The 15,774-nt window shown below is 37.3% G+C and carries 14 protein-coding genes, 1 tRNA gene, 1 rRNA gene and 2 riboswitches; of the genes, 3 read left to right on the top strand and 13 right to left on the bottom strand.

What is annotated here, in order from left to right:
• From ACXVYO_RS04850 to groES, 7 genes are all read right to left on the bottom strand, one after another.
• Positions 1–61: ribosomal RNA gene (locus ACXVYO_RS04850) — 16S ribosomal RNA — on the bottom strand; the annotation flags it as partial.
• Between the two features lie 294 nt (positions 62–355).
• Positions 356–1,861 carry an ATP-binding protein gene (locus ACXVYO_RS04845; RefSeq protein ID WP_458466162.1) on the bottom strand — a complete coding sequence of 502 codons (1,506 nt, stop codon included), beginning with the start codon at positions 1,859–1,861 and terminating at the stop codon, positions 356–358.
• Positions 1,845–2,546: a response regulator transcription factor gene (locus tag ACXVYO_RS04840; RefSeq protein WP_458466161.1), complete on the bottom strand. Its 702-nt coding sequence runs from the start codon at positions 2,544–2,546 to the stop codon at positions 1,845–1,847. Before ACXVYO_RS04840 ends, ACXVYO_RS04845 begins: the two co-directional genes overlap by 17 nt.
• 144 nt (positions 2,547–2,690) lie before the next feature.
• Entirely contained in the window at positions 2,691–4,016 is a 1,326-nt protein-coding gene (locus ACXVYO_RS04835) for an NCS2 family permease (RefSeq protein WP_000833103.1), read from the bottom strand.
• Between the two features lie 129 nt (positions 4,017–4,145).
• Positions 4,146–4,247, bottom strand: a riboswitch (purine riboswitch).
• A 154-nt stretch (positions 4,248–4,401) separates the two neighbouring features.
• Entirely contained in the window at positions 4,402–5,940 is a 1,539-nt protein-coding gene (gene guaA, locus ACXVYO_RS04830) for a glutamine-hydrolyzing GMP synthase (RefSeq protein ID WP_000743922.1), read from the bottom strand.
• A 165-nt stretch (positions 5,941–6,105) separates the two neighbouring features.
• Positions 6,106–6,207: riboswitch (purine riboswitch) on the bottom strand.
• Positions 6,208–6,346: 139 nt separating this feature from the next.
• Positions 6,347–7,981 carry a chaperonin GroEL gene (gene groL, locus ACXVYO_RS04825; RefSeq protein ID WP_061679608.1) on the bottom strand — a complete coding sequence of 545 codons (1,635 nt, stop codon included), beginning with the start codon at positions 7,979–7,981 and terminating at the stop codon, positions 6,347–6,349.
• 38 nt (positions 7,982–8,019) lie between these two features.
• Positions 8,020–8,304: a co-chaperone GroES gene (groES, locus tag ACXVYO_RS04820; RefSeq protein ID WP_000917306.1), complete on the bottom strand. Its 285-nt coding sequence runs from the start codon at positions 8,302–8,304 to the stop codon at positions 8,020–8,022.
• Between the two features lie 401 nt (positions 8,305–8,705).
• Here groES and ACXVYO_RS04815 point away from each other — a divergent pair, with 401 nt between their 5' ends.
• On the top strand, positions 8,706–9,455 hold the full coding sequence (locus tag ACXVYO_RS04815) for a CPBP family intramembrane glutamic endopeptidase (RefSeq protein ID WP_071722019.1): 750 nt from the start codon (positions 8,706–8,708) through the stop codon (positions 9,453–9,455).
• Positions 9,452–9,646, top strand: coding sequence for a YdiK family protein (locus tag ACXVYO_RS04810; protein WP_048542998.1), 195 nt, complete (start codon positions 9,452–9,454; stop codon positions 9,644–9,646). Before ACXVYO_RS04815 ends, ACXVYO_RS04810 begins: the two co-directional genes overlap by 4 nt.
• A 26-nt stretch (positions 9,647–9,672) precedes the next feature.
• Here the strand turns inward: ACXVYO_RS04810 and ACXVYO_RS04805 are convergent, their stop codons facing one another.
• Positions 9,673–10,302, bottom strand: coding sequence for a redox-sensing transcriptional repressor Rex (locus tag ACXVYO_RS04805; protein ID WP_000372702.1), 630 nt, complete (start codon positions 10,300–10,302; stop codon positions 9,673–9,675).
• Positions 10,303–10,489: 187 nt separating this feature from the next.
• Between ACXVYO_RS04805 and ACXVYO_RS04800 the strand changes: the two genes are divergently transcribed.
• Complete coding sequence (locus ACXVYO_RS04800; protein WP_458466160.1) at positions 10,490–12,424, top strand: ABC-F family ATP-binding cassette domain-containing protein; 1,935 nt, start codon at positions 10,490–10,492, stop codon at positions 12,422–12,424.
• 420 nt (positions 12,425–12,844) lie between these two features.
• On the opposite strand, the gene tsaD is transcribed toward ACXVYO_RS04800, so the two are convergent.
• The 5 genes from tsaD to ACXVYO_RS04775 all read right to left on the bottom strand — a co-directional run bounded on the left by tsaD (position 12,845) and on the right by ACXVYO_RS04775 (position 15,714).
• Positions 12,845–13,861 (bottom strand): tRNA (adenosine(37)-N6)-threonylcarbamoyltransferase complex transferase subunit TsaD, encoded by a 1,017-nt coding sequence (tsaD, locus tag ACXVYO_RS04795; protein ID WP_458466159.1) that lies wholly within the window; start codon positions 13,859–13,861, stop codon positions 12,845–12,847.
• Positions 13,861–14,304 (bottom strand): ribosomal protein S18-alanine N-acetyltransferase, encoded by a 444-nt coding sequence (rimI, locus tag ACXVYO_RS04790; RefSeq protein ID WP_000367199.1) that lies wholly within the window; start codon positions 14,302–14,304, stop codon positions 13,861–13,863. The genes tsaD and rimI overlap by 1 nt, the downstream gene beginning before the upstream one ends.
• Positions 14,305–14,317: 13 nt before the next feature.
• The gene (gene tsaB / locus ACXVYO_RS04785; protein WP_000865762.1) at positions 14,318–15,010 is read right to left on the bottom strand and encodes a tRNA (adenosine(37)-N6)-threonylcarbamoyltransferase complex dimerization subunit type 1 TsaB; all 693 of its coding nucleotides are present in this window, start codon (positions 15,008–15,010) and stop codon (positions 14,318–14,320) included.
• Positions 14,991–15,464: a tRNA (adenosine(37)-N6)-threonylcarbamoyltransferase complex ATPase subunit type 1 TsaE gene (tsaE, locus tag ACXVYO_RS04780; protein WP_458466157.1), complete on the bottom strand. Its 474-nt coding sequence runs from the start codon at positions 15,462–15,464 to the stop codon at positions 14,991–14,993. Before tsaE ends, tsaB begins: the two co-directional genes overlap by 20 nt.
• 174 nt (positions 15,465–15,638) lie before the next feature.
• A tRNA-Asp gene (locus ACXVYO_RS04775) sits at positions 15,639–15,714 on the bottom strand.
• Between the last annotated feature and the right edge of the window lie 60 nt (positions 15,715–15,774).

Genomic DNA, 15,774 nt, shown 5'->3' with positions numbered 1-15,774 from the left:
CTTGCATGTATTAGGCACGCCGCCAGCGTTCATCCTGAGCCAGGATCAAACTCTCCAATAAAGTTAGTTTGTCTAGCATCTAAAAATAAAAATTGACGTTTCACGTTGTTTGTTTCGTTCAGTTTTCAAAGAACTACTTAGCCGCTCATTTGCGACTCCCTTATGTTAACATCTTCATCTTTCAATGTCAACTAAGTTTTTCATTTCGTTTGCCGCGTTCTGCGTTATTGCATCGGCGACTTGTCCTATATTACACCTCTAACCTACAATCGTCAATATGTTTTTCTAAAAAAATATAAAAAGGCTTATTTCTTTTTAAATAAGCCCTTTTATCATATACCATTCTATTCATTTATTATTTTTCTATAATTGGTAACGAGACGATAAACTGAATAGTACCATCCTCATATTCTGCTCGAATACTACCACCTTGTAATTCAACAATACTTTTCGCAATCGCTAATCCAAGTCCCGATCCTTCTGTTACTCTACTTCTAGATTGATCCTTCTTATAAAAACGTTCAAACAAACTCCCTAACTCTTCTCTCGTAAACTCTTCACTATGATTCGCAATTACAATTTGCACTTCCCGGCGCTGCCTTTGAAGAGAAACTTTTATCTCCCCATCATCTTTACTATACTTAATCGCGTTCATTAATAAATTATCAAACACACGAACCATCTTTTCCGAATCAACCGCTGCATAGGCACGTTCCTCAGGAAACTTCTTAACAAACGTAAGCCCATGCTCTTCTGCTTGCGGTACTAACTCTTCTATTAATTGCTCCAATAACTCATTTATACAAACCTCTTGTTTTTCTAATATAACTTGCTCATTTGTTAACTTCGTATACTCAAATAAGTCTTCTATTAAATTCTTTAACTGCTCCGACTTTGCAAAAGCAATTCTCGTATATTCATCATGTTGTTCTTTATTCTCATATTTAGAATCTCGAAGTAATCGCAAGTAGCCCATTATAGAAGTCAGTGGTGTACGTAAATCGTGAGATACATTCGTAATAAGCTCGTTCTTTTGCTTCTCTAATTTACGTTCCTTTTCTATATTATTCATAAGCTCTTCTGCCATATTATTAATATTCTCAGTTAAAGACGCAATCTCATCCTCACCCTTTTTCTCAATACGGTACGCTAAGTTGCCTTTTTCTATTTCCTTTACACCTTGTGCCATCGCTTCAATTTGCTTCATCTTTCTCTTTGTTATATAGAAGAAAGAAAAAATGAATACAAGTACACCTATGAAAAACGGAAACGGCCCTTCTTGCGTATCATATATTACTTCACCTTCTGGAATCCCACTAACAAACATGTATAAATTCTTACCTTCTATTGTAATAGGCGCAAAAGCTATAAATTCTTTTCTCGTACTTTCAAATTCTTTTCTACCATTCATATAATTAATCGCAAACGATGATGCATTACGAATTGTATTATGCAAATCAATTTGCTCTTCTTGTGCCTGCTTTGTTTTATATAAAACTTTACCACTCTCGTCAGTAACCAGTACTTTTAAAGCTCTAGAGTTTTGTTCTAAATTTTGATTCTCTATTTCAATCATACTTGATATAGCTTCTAATTTATTTTCATGAACTGAACTATTTGCCACACTTTGAGCTTGTTGGTTAATTTGTTCCATACCAGTCCGATAATCGATCGTCGCCTCTCGATTCGCATTCTCAAAAAACGGCGCTGCTGCCTTTGCTGACAAAAGACCTAATAACGCACAAGCAGTGAACGCAGTAATAAGTTGAATCCGCACACTCCGTTTCACACTCTTCACTATCTTTCCAATTAATTCTCGAAATTTCCTAACATAAGTAAATGGATTAAATATCTTTTTCAATCTTATACCCCACTCCCCATACTGTTTTTATATATATCGGCTTCCTTGGATTCTCTTCAATCTTTTCACGCACTTTCCGAATATGAACCATTACCGTGTTATCCGACTGGAAAGATCTTTCGTTCCAAACCTTTTCATAAATTTGTTCCGCGCTAAAGACCATACCCGGATTACGAGCTAGTAATTCTAAAATTGAAAATTCCCTCGGGGTCAGTTTCACTTCGTCTCCATCCACAATGACTTTATGAGTTGAGATATTTATTTTCATCTCTCCAATTTCTAACTCGTCCTCATTTTGAATAGCAAAACCATTCATCTTCATATAACGACGTAACTGAGATTTAATTCTTGCGATTAACTCTAACGGGTTAAATGGTTTCGTTACGTAATCATCTGCACCTGTAGTTAATCCTAAAATTTTGTCCATATCTTGCGTTTTCGCAGAAAGCATAATAATCGGCATTTCTTTCGATTCTCTTACTTTCATACACATGTGAATACCATCTACTTTCGGCATCATAATATCTAATACGACTAGATGTACTTCATTTTCTTCTAGTAAACGTAATCCTTCTTCTCCGTCCCCCGCTTGCAACACTTTATATCCTTCATTCTTTAAATAGATTGTAATAAGATTTCTAATTTCTTTTTCATCATCTACGACAAGTATTGTTTCAGTTGCCACAATATCTCCCCCATCACTTTTTTAATCCCTAACTTCTATTATAGGAAAACTTCTGAAGAAAAACGCTCGGAAATCCTTAAGATTTTCTGAAGACGCAAAAAAGGCCTAGACTCCCCTTAAGTCTAGACCTTTCAAAAACCCCTTTTATTTACGAACGTAGATGAAATATAGTACGAATAAAACTCCCATAACATACATAATGGGATGAATCTCTTTACGACGACCACTTACTACCATCGTAATTGGATAGAAGATAAACCCGATTGCAATCCCTGTCGCAATACTATACGTAAGTGGCATTGAAATGATTGTAAAGAATGCTGGTACTGCAATCTCGAATTTCTTCCAATCAATTTCGCCTAAAGATGAAACCATTAAGATTCCTACAATAATTAAAGCTGGTGCCGTTACAGCTGGTGTTACAACACTTAATAACGGTGAGAAGAATAGTGCCAGCAAGAAGAATCCTGCTGTTACAACTGCTGTAAATCCAGAACGTCCACCAGCTGCTACCCCAGCAGAAGATTCAATGTAAGACGTTGTTGTTGATGTACCTAAGATGGCACCGATTACAGTTGCAATCGCATCTGCGAATAACGCTTTTCCTGCACGTGGTAATTTATTGTTCTTCATTAATCCAGCTTGATTCGCAACCGCTACAAGTGTACCTGCTGTATCAAAGAAATCAATGAAGAAGAACGTAATAATAACAATTACCATTTGAACAGTGAAAATATCTCCGAAGTGCGTTAACGCCACACCGAACGTAGGTTCCAGACTCGGTATTGCTCCCACTACAGCTTTCGGAGTATCAATTAATCCTGTCGCTACCCCTAAGATTGCTGTAAGAATCATACCGTAGAACACTGCACCATTAACTTTCTTAATCATAAAGATGATTGTCGTAACAACCCCGAAGATCGCTAGTAACGTTGTACCCTTTGTTAAATCCCCCAATCCAACAAGAACAGCATCATTTTTCACGATAATTCCGGCATTTTGGAATCCAAGGAAGGCAATGAACAATCCGATACCTGCCGCTACTGCAAACTTTAACTCTGTTGGAATTGCATTAATAATTTTTTCACGAATACCTGAAGCTGTAAGAATAATAAAGATAATACCTGACATTAACGTTCCAGCAATTGCTGTTTGCCACGGAATACCCATCGTTAACACTGCCGTATAAGCAAAGAACGCGTTAATTCCCATCCCCGGCGCCAAAGCAATCGGATACTTCGCGAAAATACCCATAATTAACGAACCAATCGCCGCTGCTAATGCTGTAGCAACGAATACTGCACCTGGATCCATTCCTGTACCTGCTGGTAACCCTTTAACATTTCCAAGTGACAGCGTAGCAGGATTGACAAATAGTACATAAGCCATAGATAAAAATGTCGTTAAACCTGCTATGAACTCTGTTTTGTAATTTGTGCCGAGTTCATCAAACTGAAAATAGCGTTTCATCTTACGTTTCCCCCGTTATATGATTACTCGCCGTAATCCCCCTAGCCCTCTTTTATCTATTTAAAAATAAAAAAGGCTTCCATTGCATATACATGGAAGCGTTCTATGAATAAAGATAAGATTCCCCTCACCTTTATAAAAACGCCTCGTAGTCAAGCCATTTACGGTAGCTAGGTAGAAACTTTCGGGCCATATCCCCGATATTATACGACGGCATAATATTCACTTTTTGTTTGAATTACATACTCATATTAACTCGGAGAAGCAGTTTTGTCAATTTAAAAACGAACATTTTTATAAACTTTTACAATTTCGTTCGTATTAACGGTAGAAATACAAAAGATCCATCTATGCATGTGCGATAGATGGATCTTTTATTATAATACTATTCCCACTCGATAGTTGCTGGTGGCTTACTCGTTACATCATACACGATACGGTTAACGTGTTTGACTTCGTTTACGATACGTACAGAGATCTTCTCTAATACGTCCCAAGGGATACGTGCCCAGTCAGCTGTCATACCGTCAATAGATGTTACTGCGCGGATACCTACTGTGTAATCGTAAGTACGCTCGTCACCCATAACACCTACGCTACGCATACCAGGAAGCGCAGTGAAGTATTGCCAAATTTCACGGTCTAAGCCCGCTTTAATAATTTCTTCACGTAAAATCGCATCAGATTCACGAACGATTTCTAATTTCTCTTCTGTGATTTCACCTAATACACGAATACCAAGACCAGGGCCTGGGAATGGTTGACGCCATACGATTTCATCAGGAATTCCTAGTTCCGATCCTAATACACGTACTTCATCTTTAAATAACGTGTTTAAAGGCTCGATTAATTTGAACTGCATGTCTTCTGGAAGCCCACCAACGTTATGGTGAGATTTAATTGTTTGTGCAGTTGCTGTACCACTCTCAACGATATCTGTATAAAGTGTACCTTGTGCTAGGAAGTCCATTCCTTGTAATTTAGAAGCTTCATCATCAAATACGTAAATGAATTCATTACCGATGATTTTACGTTTTTGCTCTGGATCTTCTACACCTTTTAACTTGTTCATGAAGCGTTCTTGTGCATCCACTTTAATAACGTTCATGTGGAAGCCTTCGCTGAATGTTTTCATAACGCCTTCTGCTTCACCTTTACGAAGTAAGCCGTGATCAACGAAAATACATGTTAATTGATCGCCGATTGCTTTATGAATTAACACTGCTACAACAGAAGAGTCTACACCGCCGCTAAGTGCGCATAGTACTTTTTTGTCTCCAACAGTTTCACGGATTTTCTCTAATTCTACTTCGATAAAGTTCTCCATGTTCCATCCTTCAGAACAACCACAAGCGCCGAATACGAAGTTTTTAATTAAATCGTTACCGTGCTCAGAGTGACGTACTTCTGGGTGGAATTGTACACCGTATAAGTTTTGCTCTTCATTGCTCATACCCGCAATCGGACAAGACTCACTTGTTGCATCTACTACGAATCCTTCAGGTAAACCAGTTACTAAGTCACCATGACTCATCCATACAACTTGCTCTTCTGGAAGGTTCGTATATAATTTTGATTCGTTCTCTACTTTAAGAACAGCTTTTCCGTACTCACGGTGGTTTGCACGTTCTACTTTACCACCGAAGTGTTGTGTCATAAGCTGCATACCGTAACAAATACCGAAGATCGGTAATCCTAGTTCAAAGATTTTTTCATCACAATGTAATGCGCCTTCACCATATACACTATTTGGTCCACCAGAGAAGATAATCCCTTTTGGATTCATTGCTTTAATTTCTTCTGCAGTAATTGTATGTGGATGAAGCTCACTGTATACACCGAACTCACGAATTCGACGTGCTATTAACTGATTGTACTGACTCCCAAAATCTAAAACGATAATTGTATCATGCTGCTTCTTCAAAATAATCACCCCAACGTTAGTTCTCGTATATAAATATTTTCACCAATTTAGCGAAAAGCATTACTAATATAATAAAAAAAGCCAGTCCTCCGCCTCTAGTCTCATAACAAAGAAAAGGCAGGGGTCTGGCTTTATAAAGAAAGATAGTCTTCCGCTCTTTATAAATATAAGACGCACTGCCTTCATAGTCAGGTTGTTTACGGTAACCCGGTAGAGACTCTCAAACCATATCATCGAGGATATATGAAGGATTGTTTTATATTATCTTCCTAGATTCTAACAATGAAGTATCGATATGGTCAAGAGAGAAAGCGACAAAATTCTACAGAAATTCATTTCCTTTTCTAAAAAACATAAAAAAACATCCATTTCTATATAGAAATGGATGTTTTTCGAGCAAACGGAATTACATCATTCCGCCCATACCGCCCATGCCCATGCCGCCCATGTCAGGCATTGCTGGTGCATTTGGTTCTGGTTTGTCAGCTACTACAGCTTCAGTTGTTAAGAACATAGCTGCAACAGATGCTGCGTTTTGAAGTGCAGAGCGAGTTACTTTAGCTGGATCTACGATACCAGTTTCAAGCATGTTAACCCACTCGCCAGTCGCTGCGTTGAAACCAACGCCTACTTTTTCGCCTTTTAGACGCTCTACAACTACAGATCCTTCTAGACCAGCGTTGATTGCGATTTGACGAACTGGCTCTTCTAGTGCGCGAAGTACGATGTTGATACCTGTTGCTTCGTCGCCTTCAGCTACGATAGAAGCTACTTTCGTGTATACGTTCATAAGTGAAGTACCACCACCTGCAACGATACCTTCTTCTACCGCTGCACGAGTTGAGTTAAGTGCATCTTCAATGCGAAGTTTTCGCTCTTTTAACTCAGTTTCAGTTGCTGCACCTACTTTAATTACTGCTACGCCACCTGCAAGTTTTGCAAGACGCTCTTGTAATTTTTCACGATCGAATTCAGAAGTTGTTTCTTCTAATTGCGCACGGATTTGGCCAATGCGAGCTTCGATTTGTTGTGTATTTCCGATACCTTCAACTACAGTTGTGTTTTCTTTCGTTACAACGATTTTACCTGCGCGTCCTAAAGATTCAACTGTAGCAGATTTTAAGTCACGACCTAATTCTTCAGTGATTACTTCGCCACCAGTTAAGATTGCGATATCTTCTAGCATTGCTTTACGACGGTCACCAAATCCAGGAGCCTTAACAGCTACTACATTGAATGTACCACGAAGTTTGTTCACTACTAATGTAGCTAAAGCTTCGCCTTCTACGTCTTCAGCGATGATAAGAAGTGGTTTACCTTGTTGTACCACTTGCTCTAATACTGGTAAGATTTCTTGGATGTTAGAAATCTTTTTGTCAGTAATTAAGATGTATGGGTTATCAAGAACTGCTTCCATTTTGTCAGAATCAGTAATCATGTAAGGAGATGCATATCCACGATCAAATTGCATACCTTCTACTACGTCTAATTCTGTTGTGAATCCTTTAGACTCTTCTAAAGTAATAACACCGTCGTTACCAACGCGCTCCATTGCTTCAGCGATTAATTGACCTACTTCTTCGTCAGCTGCAGAAATAGCAGCTACTTGTGCGATAGAAGATTTGCCTTCGATTGGTTTAGAAATCTCTTTTAATTCTGCAATTGCAGCAGTAACAGCTTTTTCGATACCTTTACGAAGACCCATTGGGTTCGCACCAGCTGTTACGTTTTTAAGACCTTCACGAATCATAGCTTGTGCTAATACAGTTGCAGTTGTTGTTCCATCACCAGCTACATCATTTGTTTTGCTAGCAACTTCTGCTACTAATTTCGCACCCATGTTTTCGAATGCATCTTCTAATTCGATTTCTTTTGCGATTGTTACACCGTCATTTGTAATAAGTGGTGAACCGAATTTTTTCTCAAGTACAACGTTACGACCTTTTGGTCCAAGCGTTACTTTTACTGCGTTTGCAAGAGTGTCGACACCGCGAAGCATCGAACGACGTGCTTCTTCACTAAATTTAATATCTTTTGCCATAATAATTGACCCCCTTGAATTTTTTAAGATTTATATAATTAACCGATAACTGCTAAAATGTCACTTTCACGTAAAATCAAGTAGTCAGTACCTTCGTATTTTACTTCAGTACCTGCATATTTTGAGAAGATGATAAGATCACCTGCTGCTACCTCTAAAGCAACACGCTCACCATTTTCAAGCACTCGACCAGTACCTACTGCAATAACTTTACCCTCTTGTGGTTTTTCTTTTGCAGTGTCTGGTAATACAATACCACTTGCTGTTTTTTCTTCTGCTTGAACAAGCTCAATTACAACGCGATCACCTAATGGTTTTAGCATGAACAACAACCTCCTCATTTTGTTATGTAAATTTTCTTTATTAGCACTCAAGTCACCCGAGTGCTAACACACTTATAATAATAAATAATCTCAATTTCTTTTGCAAGTAAAAAAATCATAATTTTTTCGCAAATTAAGCTATACACTTTTCTATATAGAGTCTCTCTTCTTCTACCTTTACTATATGAATCGTTGTTTCCACTACTCGTATGTTACAATATGAAAGGACACCCTAAGTTGTTTTCGCTATACACACAACTTTCTCCTGTCTTCTATTATAATTTCAAATACGGATTTACGAAAAAAACATAATTTACGCGAGGTTTATATCGTAGGTAGCATATTTACATGTTATCCTACCTTATCTCATACACTAGAGTTAGAAAGGATGGTTAAACCATTTGAAAAAACAATATTGGTGGGTTATCGTTACATACATTTTAATGCAGTTATCATCCATTGCTGGATTACCACTTCTCCTGAAAACTGGACTTTATGATAACAGGGGCTTTACTAGAGAAGAGAAGTTCCAACTCATAACTGGACACTGGGCAATCATTAGCTTCTTTATTGCATTATGTATCGTACTTTGGTTACTTAGAACAGATATTCGCGACAGACGTTTAGATACAACGCGTTCTTCTATTCCAGCTACGATTGGTTGGATTTTTATCGGCTTCTTTTTAGCATTTTTCTCGCAAAGTATTGCCGGCATGATAGAAATGCGTTTATTAGGAATTAAACCTGGATCAGAAAATACAGCGAGACTTATGGATATCGCTAGAACGACACCTTGGTTCCTTATCGTCATCTCTATAATAGGACCTATCTTGGAAGAAATCGTATTTAGAAAAATTTTATTTGGTACACTTTATAAGAAGTTTAACTTCTTTATTGCTGCTATCATTAGTTCTCTCGTATTCGCAGCAATTCATTTTGATTTCACTCACTTATTGGTATACACTTCTATGGGGCTCGTATTCGCCTTTTTATATGTAAAAACGAAGCGTATTATCGTCCCTATCGCAGCTCATGTTGCTATGAATACATTAGTTGCAGTTGCTCAAGTTTTAATGAGCAATGAACAAATTCAAGAAATGATTAAAGAAGCTGAAAAAATGCAAGGCTTTATCGGAGGATTTTTAGTATGAGAAACTCACCATTGTTCATGGCTGCATTGTACTTCCTTCTAGGGTGTATCTTTACACGCTTCGCCATTACGAACGTAACAGATACCATCTGGAATATGTGGACAATACTATTTGCAGTTATGGCAACAATTGATTTTAATTTGGCACTTCGCCTTATCTTAGTTAAATTCACAAAGAAAAAACAACAATAAAACGCAGAGGTCGCTTCCTCTGCGTTTTATTGTGGATAATTCTTCAAAAAGTAAACAAGTGTTTGTAACTCTACCGCTAAATCAATATGATGAATCCTTATATTGTCTGACACATTTAAGCGTGCTGGTGTGAAATTTAAAATACCATGCACGTTCGTTTCTGCCAATCTATCTGCTACAGGTTGCGCTACTGTAGCGGGTACTGTTAATATTGCCACTTGTATATCAGTTGATAAACGTTCTTCTAATTCATCTAAATGATATACAGGAATGCCCCCGATTTCTGTTCCGACTTTCTCTTCACTAACGTCAAACGCCATTTCAATTTTTGTATTATTGTTTTTCGTGAAATTATAATGTAAGAAAGCGGTCCCTAAATTACCTACTCCAATAAGTGCTACACGTGTTATATCATCTTGGTCGAGTGTTTCACGGAAAAATGATAATAAATAATTTACGTTATATCCATAACCTTTTTTCCCTAACGCTCCAAAATATGAGAAATCTCTTCGAATTGTTGCGGAATCAACTTTTACCGCCTCGCTCAATTCGGCTGATGAAACACGTTGCTTACCAGAAAGAGATAAGTTTTGGATAAATCGATAGTATAGAGGCAATCGTTTGGCAGTGGCCTGTGGAATTTTTTGCTGATCCATATAACCTCTCCTCTCTTCCTATCTTTATTCATATACTTGAATCAAATACAGAAGTTTAGCACTCATGAATTTCCCTGTATAATAAAGAGAAGAAGTATTCTCTCTTTATTTTAAACTATACACTATTTTTAGTATGATTGAGAAATATAAACATGGCAAAGTTAAGAAATTATTTGAGGTGAAAACATTGATTTTATTACAAGTAAACGCGCTTTCGAAATTATACGGTGCAGAAACAATTCTTGCAAACATAAAATTGGAAGTTCAAACGAAAGATCGTATCGCATTAGTCGGGCGAAATGGAGCCGGAAAATCTACGTTATTAAAAATAATAGCCGGTGAGCTATCTCATGATGGTGGCGAAATTATAAAACCAAAAGATGTCTCAATCGGATACTTAGCTCAAAATACCGGTTTAGAAACATCTTTAACAATTTGGGATGAAATGTTAACCGTCTTTACACACTTACAGCAAATGGAGACAAAACTTCGAAGGCTAGAGCAAGAGATGGGAAAAGAAGAAAACTTTTCAAACGAGGCTACATACGAAAGATTATTAGCTGATTATGACCAATTACAATTAGATTATAAAGATCAAGGTGGCTATCAGTACGAAGCAGATATCCGCTCGATTTTAAGTGGTCTTGGCTTCCCAGTTGAAACGCACCAGACGACGATTTCTACATTAAGCGGTGGACAAAAGACACGATTAGCTCTCGGTAAATTATTATTAACGAAACCAGACCTACTTATTTTGGACGAGCCTACAAACCATTTAGACATCGAAACATTAACATGGCTTGAACAATATTTACAAGGCTATCCCGGCGCAATACTAATCGTTTCCCATGACCGTTATTTCTTAGACAAACTCGTTACACAAGTATATGAAATTTCGAATAAAGAAAGCAGACGATTTGTTGGTAACTACAGTAAATATTTAGATTTAAAATCAGCACTATACGAGCAAGAAATGAAACGTTATGAAAAACAACAAGATGAAATTGCTAAGCTTGAGGACTTTGTGCAAAAAAATATAGCTCGTGCATCTACGACTAAACGTGCCCAAAGCCGTCGTAAACAATTAGACCGAATGGAATTATTAACAAGACCATTAGGTGATTCTAAGTCAGCTTCCTTCCACTTCGATATCGAAAAACAAAGTGGAAATGATGTTTTACAAGTAAAGGATGCAACTATCGGCTATGATGAGGATCCGATTATTGAACATGTAACGATGCGCTTAACTCGCGGGGATAGCGTTGCTTTAGTTGGTCCAAATGGAATCGGGAAATCCACATTATTAAAATCACTTGTAAATAAATTACCACTATTACATGGTGATGTTTCTTTCGGATCCAACGTCTCGGTTGGTTATTATGATCAAGAACAAGCTAACTTAACATCGTCTAAGCGAGTTTTAAATGAGTTATGGGATGAATATCCATTGCAGCCTGAAAAAGAAATTCGCACGATATTAGGTAACTTCTTATTCACAGGTGATGATGTACTAAAGCCAGTATCTTCTCTTAGTGGTGGACAAAAAGCTCGATTAGCTCTTGCAAAACTTATGATGCAAAAATCGAATTTATTAATTCTTGATGAACCTACGAACCATCTTGATTTAAATAGTAAAGAGATTTTGGAGAATGCTTTAATTGATTATCCAGGCACCCTTCTATTTGTCTCACATGACCGCTACTTTATTAATCGTGTAACGACGACCGTTGTTGAGTTATCAACAGAAGGTGCACAGGAATATTTAGGTGACTACGATTACTACGTTGAAAAGAAAAATGAGATGATTGAACGCGCAGCATTTGAACAACAAGAACAGCAAGAAAGCCAAGCACCTGCTCAAAAAACTGTAGCCCAAGAAAAATTAAATTATCTCGAAGAAAAAGAGCGTAAACAATTAGAACGTCAACGCACTCGAAAAATTGAGGAGCTAGAACAAAACATTGTAGAATTGGAAGAAGAAATTGCTACGTTAGAAGATCAACTTTGCTTACCAGAAATATATGCAGATTATGAAAAAGCTAGTGAAATTACAACGAAAAAGCAAACACTACAAGAGCAACTTGATGCATGTATGGCAGAATGGGAAGCATTACATTTATAAGAGTATGAATAAGAAGGATGTCTCATAAGTCGGGATTTTTGACTATGCGACATCCTTTTTGTCTTCTAGTTAGGATGAACGTCATATTGTATAAACAATTCGACACGACATATCGATTTACCGACAAAGTTTGACATTGTTAATAACTCCTATCATAAGAGCGTATTTCAAAATGTTTTTTAAAGATATCTTCTTGTTATTTATTTCCCGAAAAAGAATACACGTAAAGGTCAGACTTCATCTGATTTATCCACAAGTTTATACACATATCCACCTTTGTAAAATAAACGCCAAAATAACTTTTCCACATTATCCACAATCAACAAAAAAGTTATCAACATTTTATATACACAGTAAAACCCACATTATCAACAGATAACATGGGTTTTATCCACAAGCTGTGGTTAATTTTGTGTATAACTATGCTTCAATATCTAATCCTGGATTTGCATTTAAAGCTAATGTAGCACGTTTTCCTTGTTCATATGCAATTGTACCTGCCGCCGCAATCATTGCTGCATTATCTGTGCATAAAGATAGCGGAGGAATAAGTAGCTCAATATTTTCTTTTTTTGCAAATTCATCTTCTAAACGTGCACGAAGTCCTTTATTAGCAGCTACTCCACCAGCTAGAAGTAGTTGCTTTACGTTATACGCTTCTGCTGCACGGGATGCTTTCGTTACAAGCACATCTATTACACTCTCTTGGAAACTTGCTGCTAAATCTTCCGGTGCAATTTCTATCCCGCGTTGTTTTGCGTTATGCACAGTGTTGATAACTGCTGATTTCAATCCACTAAAACTGAAATCATACGAATCAGGTTCTAGCCATGCACGAGGCAAATCGATTGTTGGTTCTCCTTCATGTGCAAGGCGATCAATATGAGGACCACCTGGATATGGCATAGATAACGTACGAGCTACTTTATCATACGCCTCTCCAGCTGCATCATCTCTTGTTTCACCAATCACTTCGAATGAACCATGTTCTTTCATATAAACAAGCTCTGTATGCCCACCAGATACAACAAGTGATAGTAGTGGAAATTGAACTTCTTTTACTAAACGATTCGCATAAATATGACCAGCGATATGATGAACACCAACTAGAGGAATATCATGCGCAAAAGCTACTGCTTTCGCTGCATTTACCCCTATTAAAAGCGCTCCTACTAAACCAGGTCCTTCTGTTACAGCAATTGCATCAATATCATCAAATGTAATATTTGCTTCTTTTAAAGCTTCTTCTAACACAACTGTAATTTCTTCTACATGATGACGGGATGCAATCTCGGGTACAACTCCGCCAAAACGTTTATGACTTTCAATTTGTGATGCAACGACATTCGCAATAATTTCCGTTCCATTTTTAACAACTGCTACTGCTGTTTCATCACAACTTGTTTCAATACCAAGTATAATCGTATTTTTTCCCATTATATATTCACCCACATTACGAGACCATCTTCCTGATTGTCTGCATAGTATCGTTTACGAATTCCACCATTTTGAAATCCGTATTTTCTGTATAACTGTTTTGCTACTTCATTTGATACACGTACTTCAAGTGTCATCGTTTTTACCCCTAAATCTTTCGCTTCGGAAATAACTTCTTTCAATAAAGCATCCCCTAGCTTTTGACCTCTGTATTCTGGCAAAATAGCTATATTTGTTATATGTGATTCATCAATAATTATCCACAATCCACAATACCCAATTACACGACCATCTTTTTCTAGCACAACATAATGTGCATGTTCATTCGTCGTTAACTCACGGTGAAAGGCATCTGCAGTCCAAGGAGTTGAAAAAGACGCTTCTTCAATAGCTACAATTTGAGCGATATCATCGAGTTCCATCTTTCTAAATATCATATCCATCTTCTGCAAACCCCTACTTGTTTTGACTTTCTAACCACTTTGTTTCGGCTTCAGCTAAACGAAGGTAACTAGGAACAAATGAATGTACATCTTGTTCTTCTTTTTGCAATCCTAAGAACGCTAACTCACTTGGTCTTGGGTTATTTTTAGTGAAAGGAGCAAATACAGCTTGATCGCCTAAATGTTCTATTATTGTTTCTTTGTGCAGTTTAACATCGTTACCAATAAATAAAACTTGCTTGCCTTTATCTTTTAACATTTGCAACCAGTCTACAATAAGGATGATTCGGTCTTCTTCTATAGAAGTTACATTCTCTCCTTCATATGTATATAACCCAGTATAAATTTGTCCACGTCTTCCATCGAATAAAGGACAGATTAATCCATCAAAATTAGCTCCGTTTGCAGCTACTACTTCTAAACTTGATACACCTACAATCGGTATTTGAAGTGACCAAGCTAATGTTTTTGCAGCTGTCACACCTATGCGAACACCTGTATATGATCCAGGTCCAGCAGCTACAACGATTTTAGTTAATTCTTTTGGTTTTACACCGCATTCTTTTAACAGTTGTTCTACAGCTGGCATAAGACGTACAGAATGGTTTTTTGTTAAGTTTGTAATGATTTCCCCAATTACGTTTCCTTCCTCAATAAGGGATACACCCATTACATAATTTGAAGTATCAATTGCTAGTACTTTCATCTTGTAATAGCTCCTCACATAATCTAATATATCGATCTCCAATTGGCTCGAGTACAATTTTTCTTGTGTCATCTCCAGCATGGAATAAACTAATTTGTAACTTCTCATTTGGTAAAAATGCTTCTATTAAATGAGCCCATTCTACTACGGTAATTCCTTCACCATAGAAATACTCATCAAAACCTAAGTCCTCTTCACTTTCTGCTAAGCGATACACGTCCATATGATATAGCGGCAATCTCCCTTTATATTCTTTAATAATATTAAAGGTAGGACTATTTACAACTCTTTTCACCCCAAGACCTTTTGCTAGTCCTTTTGTAAAAGTTGTCTTACCAGCCCCTAGATCTCCTTCTAAAATAATTACATCTTGTGCCCCGACAAGTCCACCTAGTTTTTCTGATAACCTTTGTGTTTCCTCAGAAGATTTTGTTATTATTTCATATTTACTCACAGACTTCACCTACTTTACTCACAATGTTCTCTGCTCTTTATTATACAGGTTTTGAATATATAAAAAAGTCCTTAGGAGTTTTCCTAAGGATAGTTTGACTGTCTTTATTAGTTTTTTGTTAAAACAAATAAAAAAATACGAAACAACATGTTTCGTTCTTTTCTTTATATAAAATGGCGGTCCCGACCGGGGTCGAACCGGCGATCTCCTGCGTGACAGGCAGGCATGTTAACCACTACACCACGGGACCATTTGGTTGCGGGGACAGGATTTGAACCTGCGACCTTCGGGTTATGAGCCCGACGAGCTA

Source organism: Bacillus sp. BC08, from assembly GCF_054326875.1.
Note: the sequence above shows the minus strand (reverse complement) of the source record. Positions and strands in the feature narration are given on the sequence as shown.

Excerpts from the sequence above, each read along its gene's own strand:
- ACXVYO_RS04835 (WP_000833103.1), bottom strand. The coding sequence starts at position 4,016 with ATGAAACGCTATTTTCAGTTTGATGAACTCGGCACAAATTACAAAACA.
- groL (WP_061679608.1), bottom strand. The coding sequence starts at position 7,981 with ATGGCAAAAGATATTAAATTTAGTGAAGAAGCACGTCGTTCGATGCTT.
- groES (WP_000917306.1), bottom strand. The coding sequence starts at position 8,304 with ATGCTAAAACCATTAGGTGATCGCGTTGTAATTGAGCTTGTTCAAGCA.
- ACXVYO_RS04810 (WP_048542998.1), top strand. The coding sequence starts at position 9,452 with ATGAGAAACTCACCATTGTTCATGGCTGCATTGTACTTCCTTCTAGGG.
- ACXVYO_RS04805 (WP_000372702.1), bottom strand. The coding sequence starts at position 10,302 with ATGGATCAGCAAAAAATTCCACAGGCCACTGCCAAACGATTGCCTCTA.
- tsaD (WP_458466159.1), bottom strand. The coding sequence starts at position 13,861 with ATGGGAAAAAATACGATTATACTTGGTATTGAAACAAGTTGTGATGAA.
- rimI (WP_000367199.1), bottom strand. The coding sequence starts at position 14,304 with ATGGATATGATATTTAGAAAGATGGAACTCGATGATATCGCTCAAATT.
- tsaB (WP_000865762.1), bottom strand. The coding sequence starts at position 15,010 with ATGAAAGTACTAGCAATTGATACTTCAAATTATGTAATGGGTGTATCC.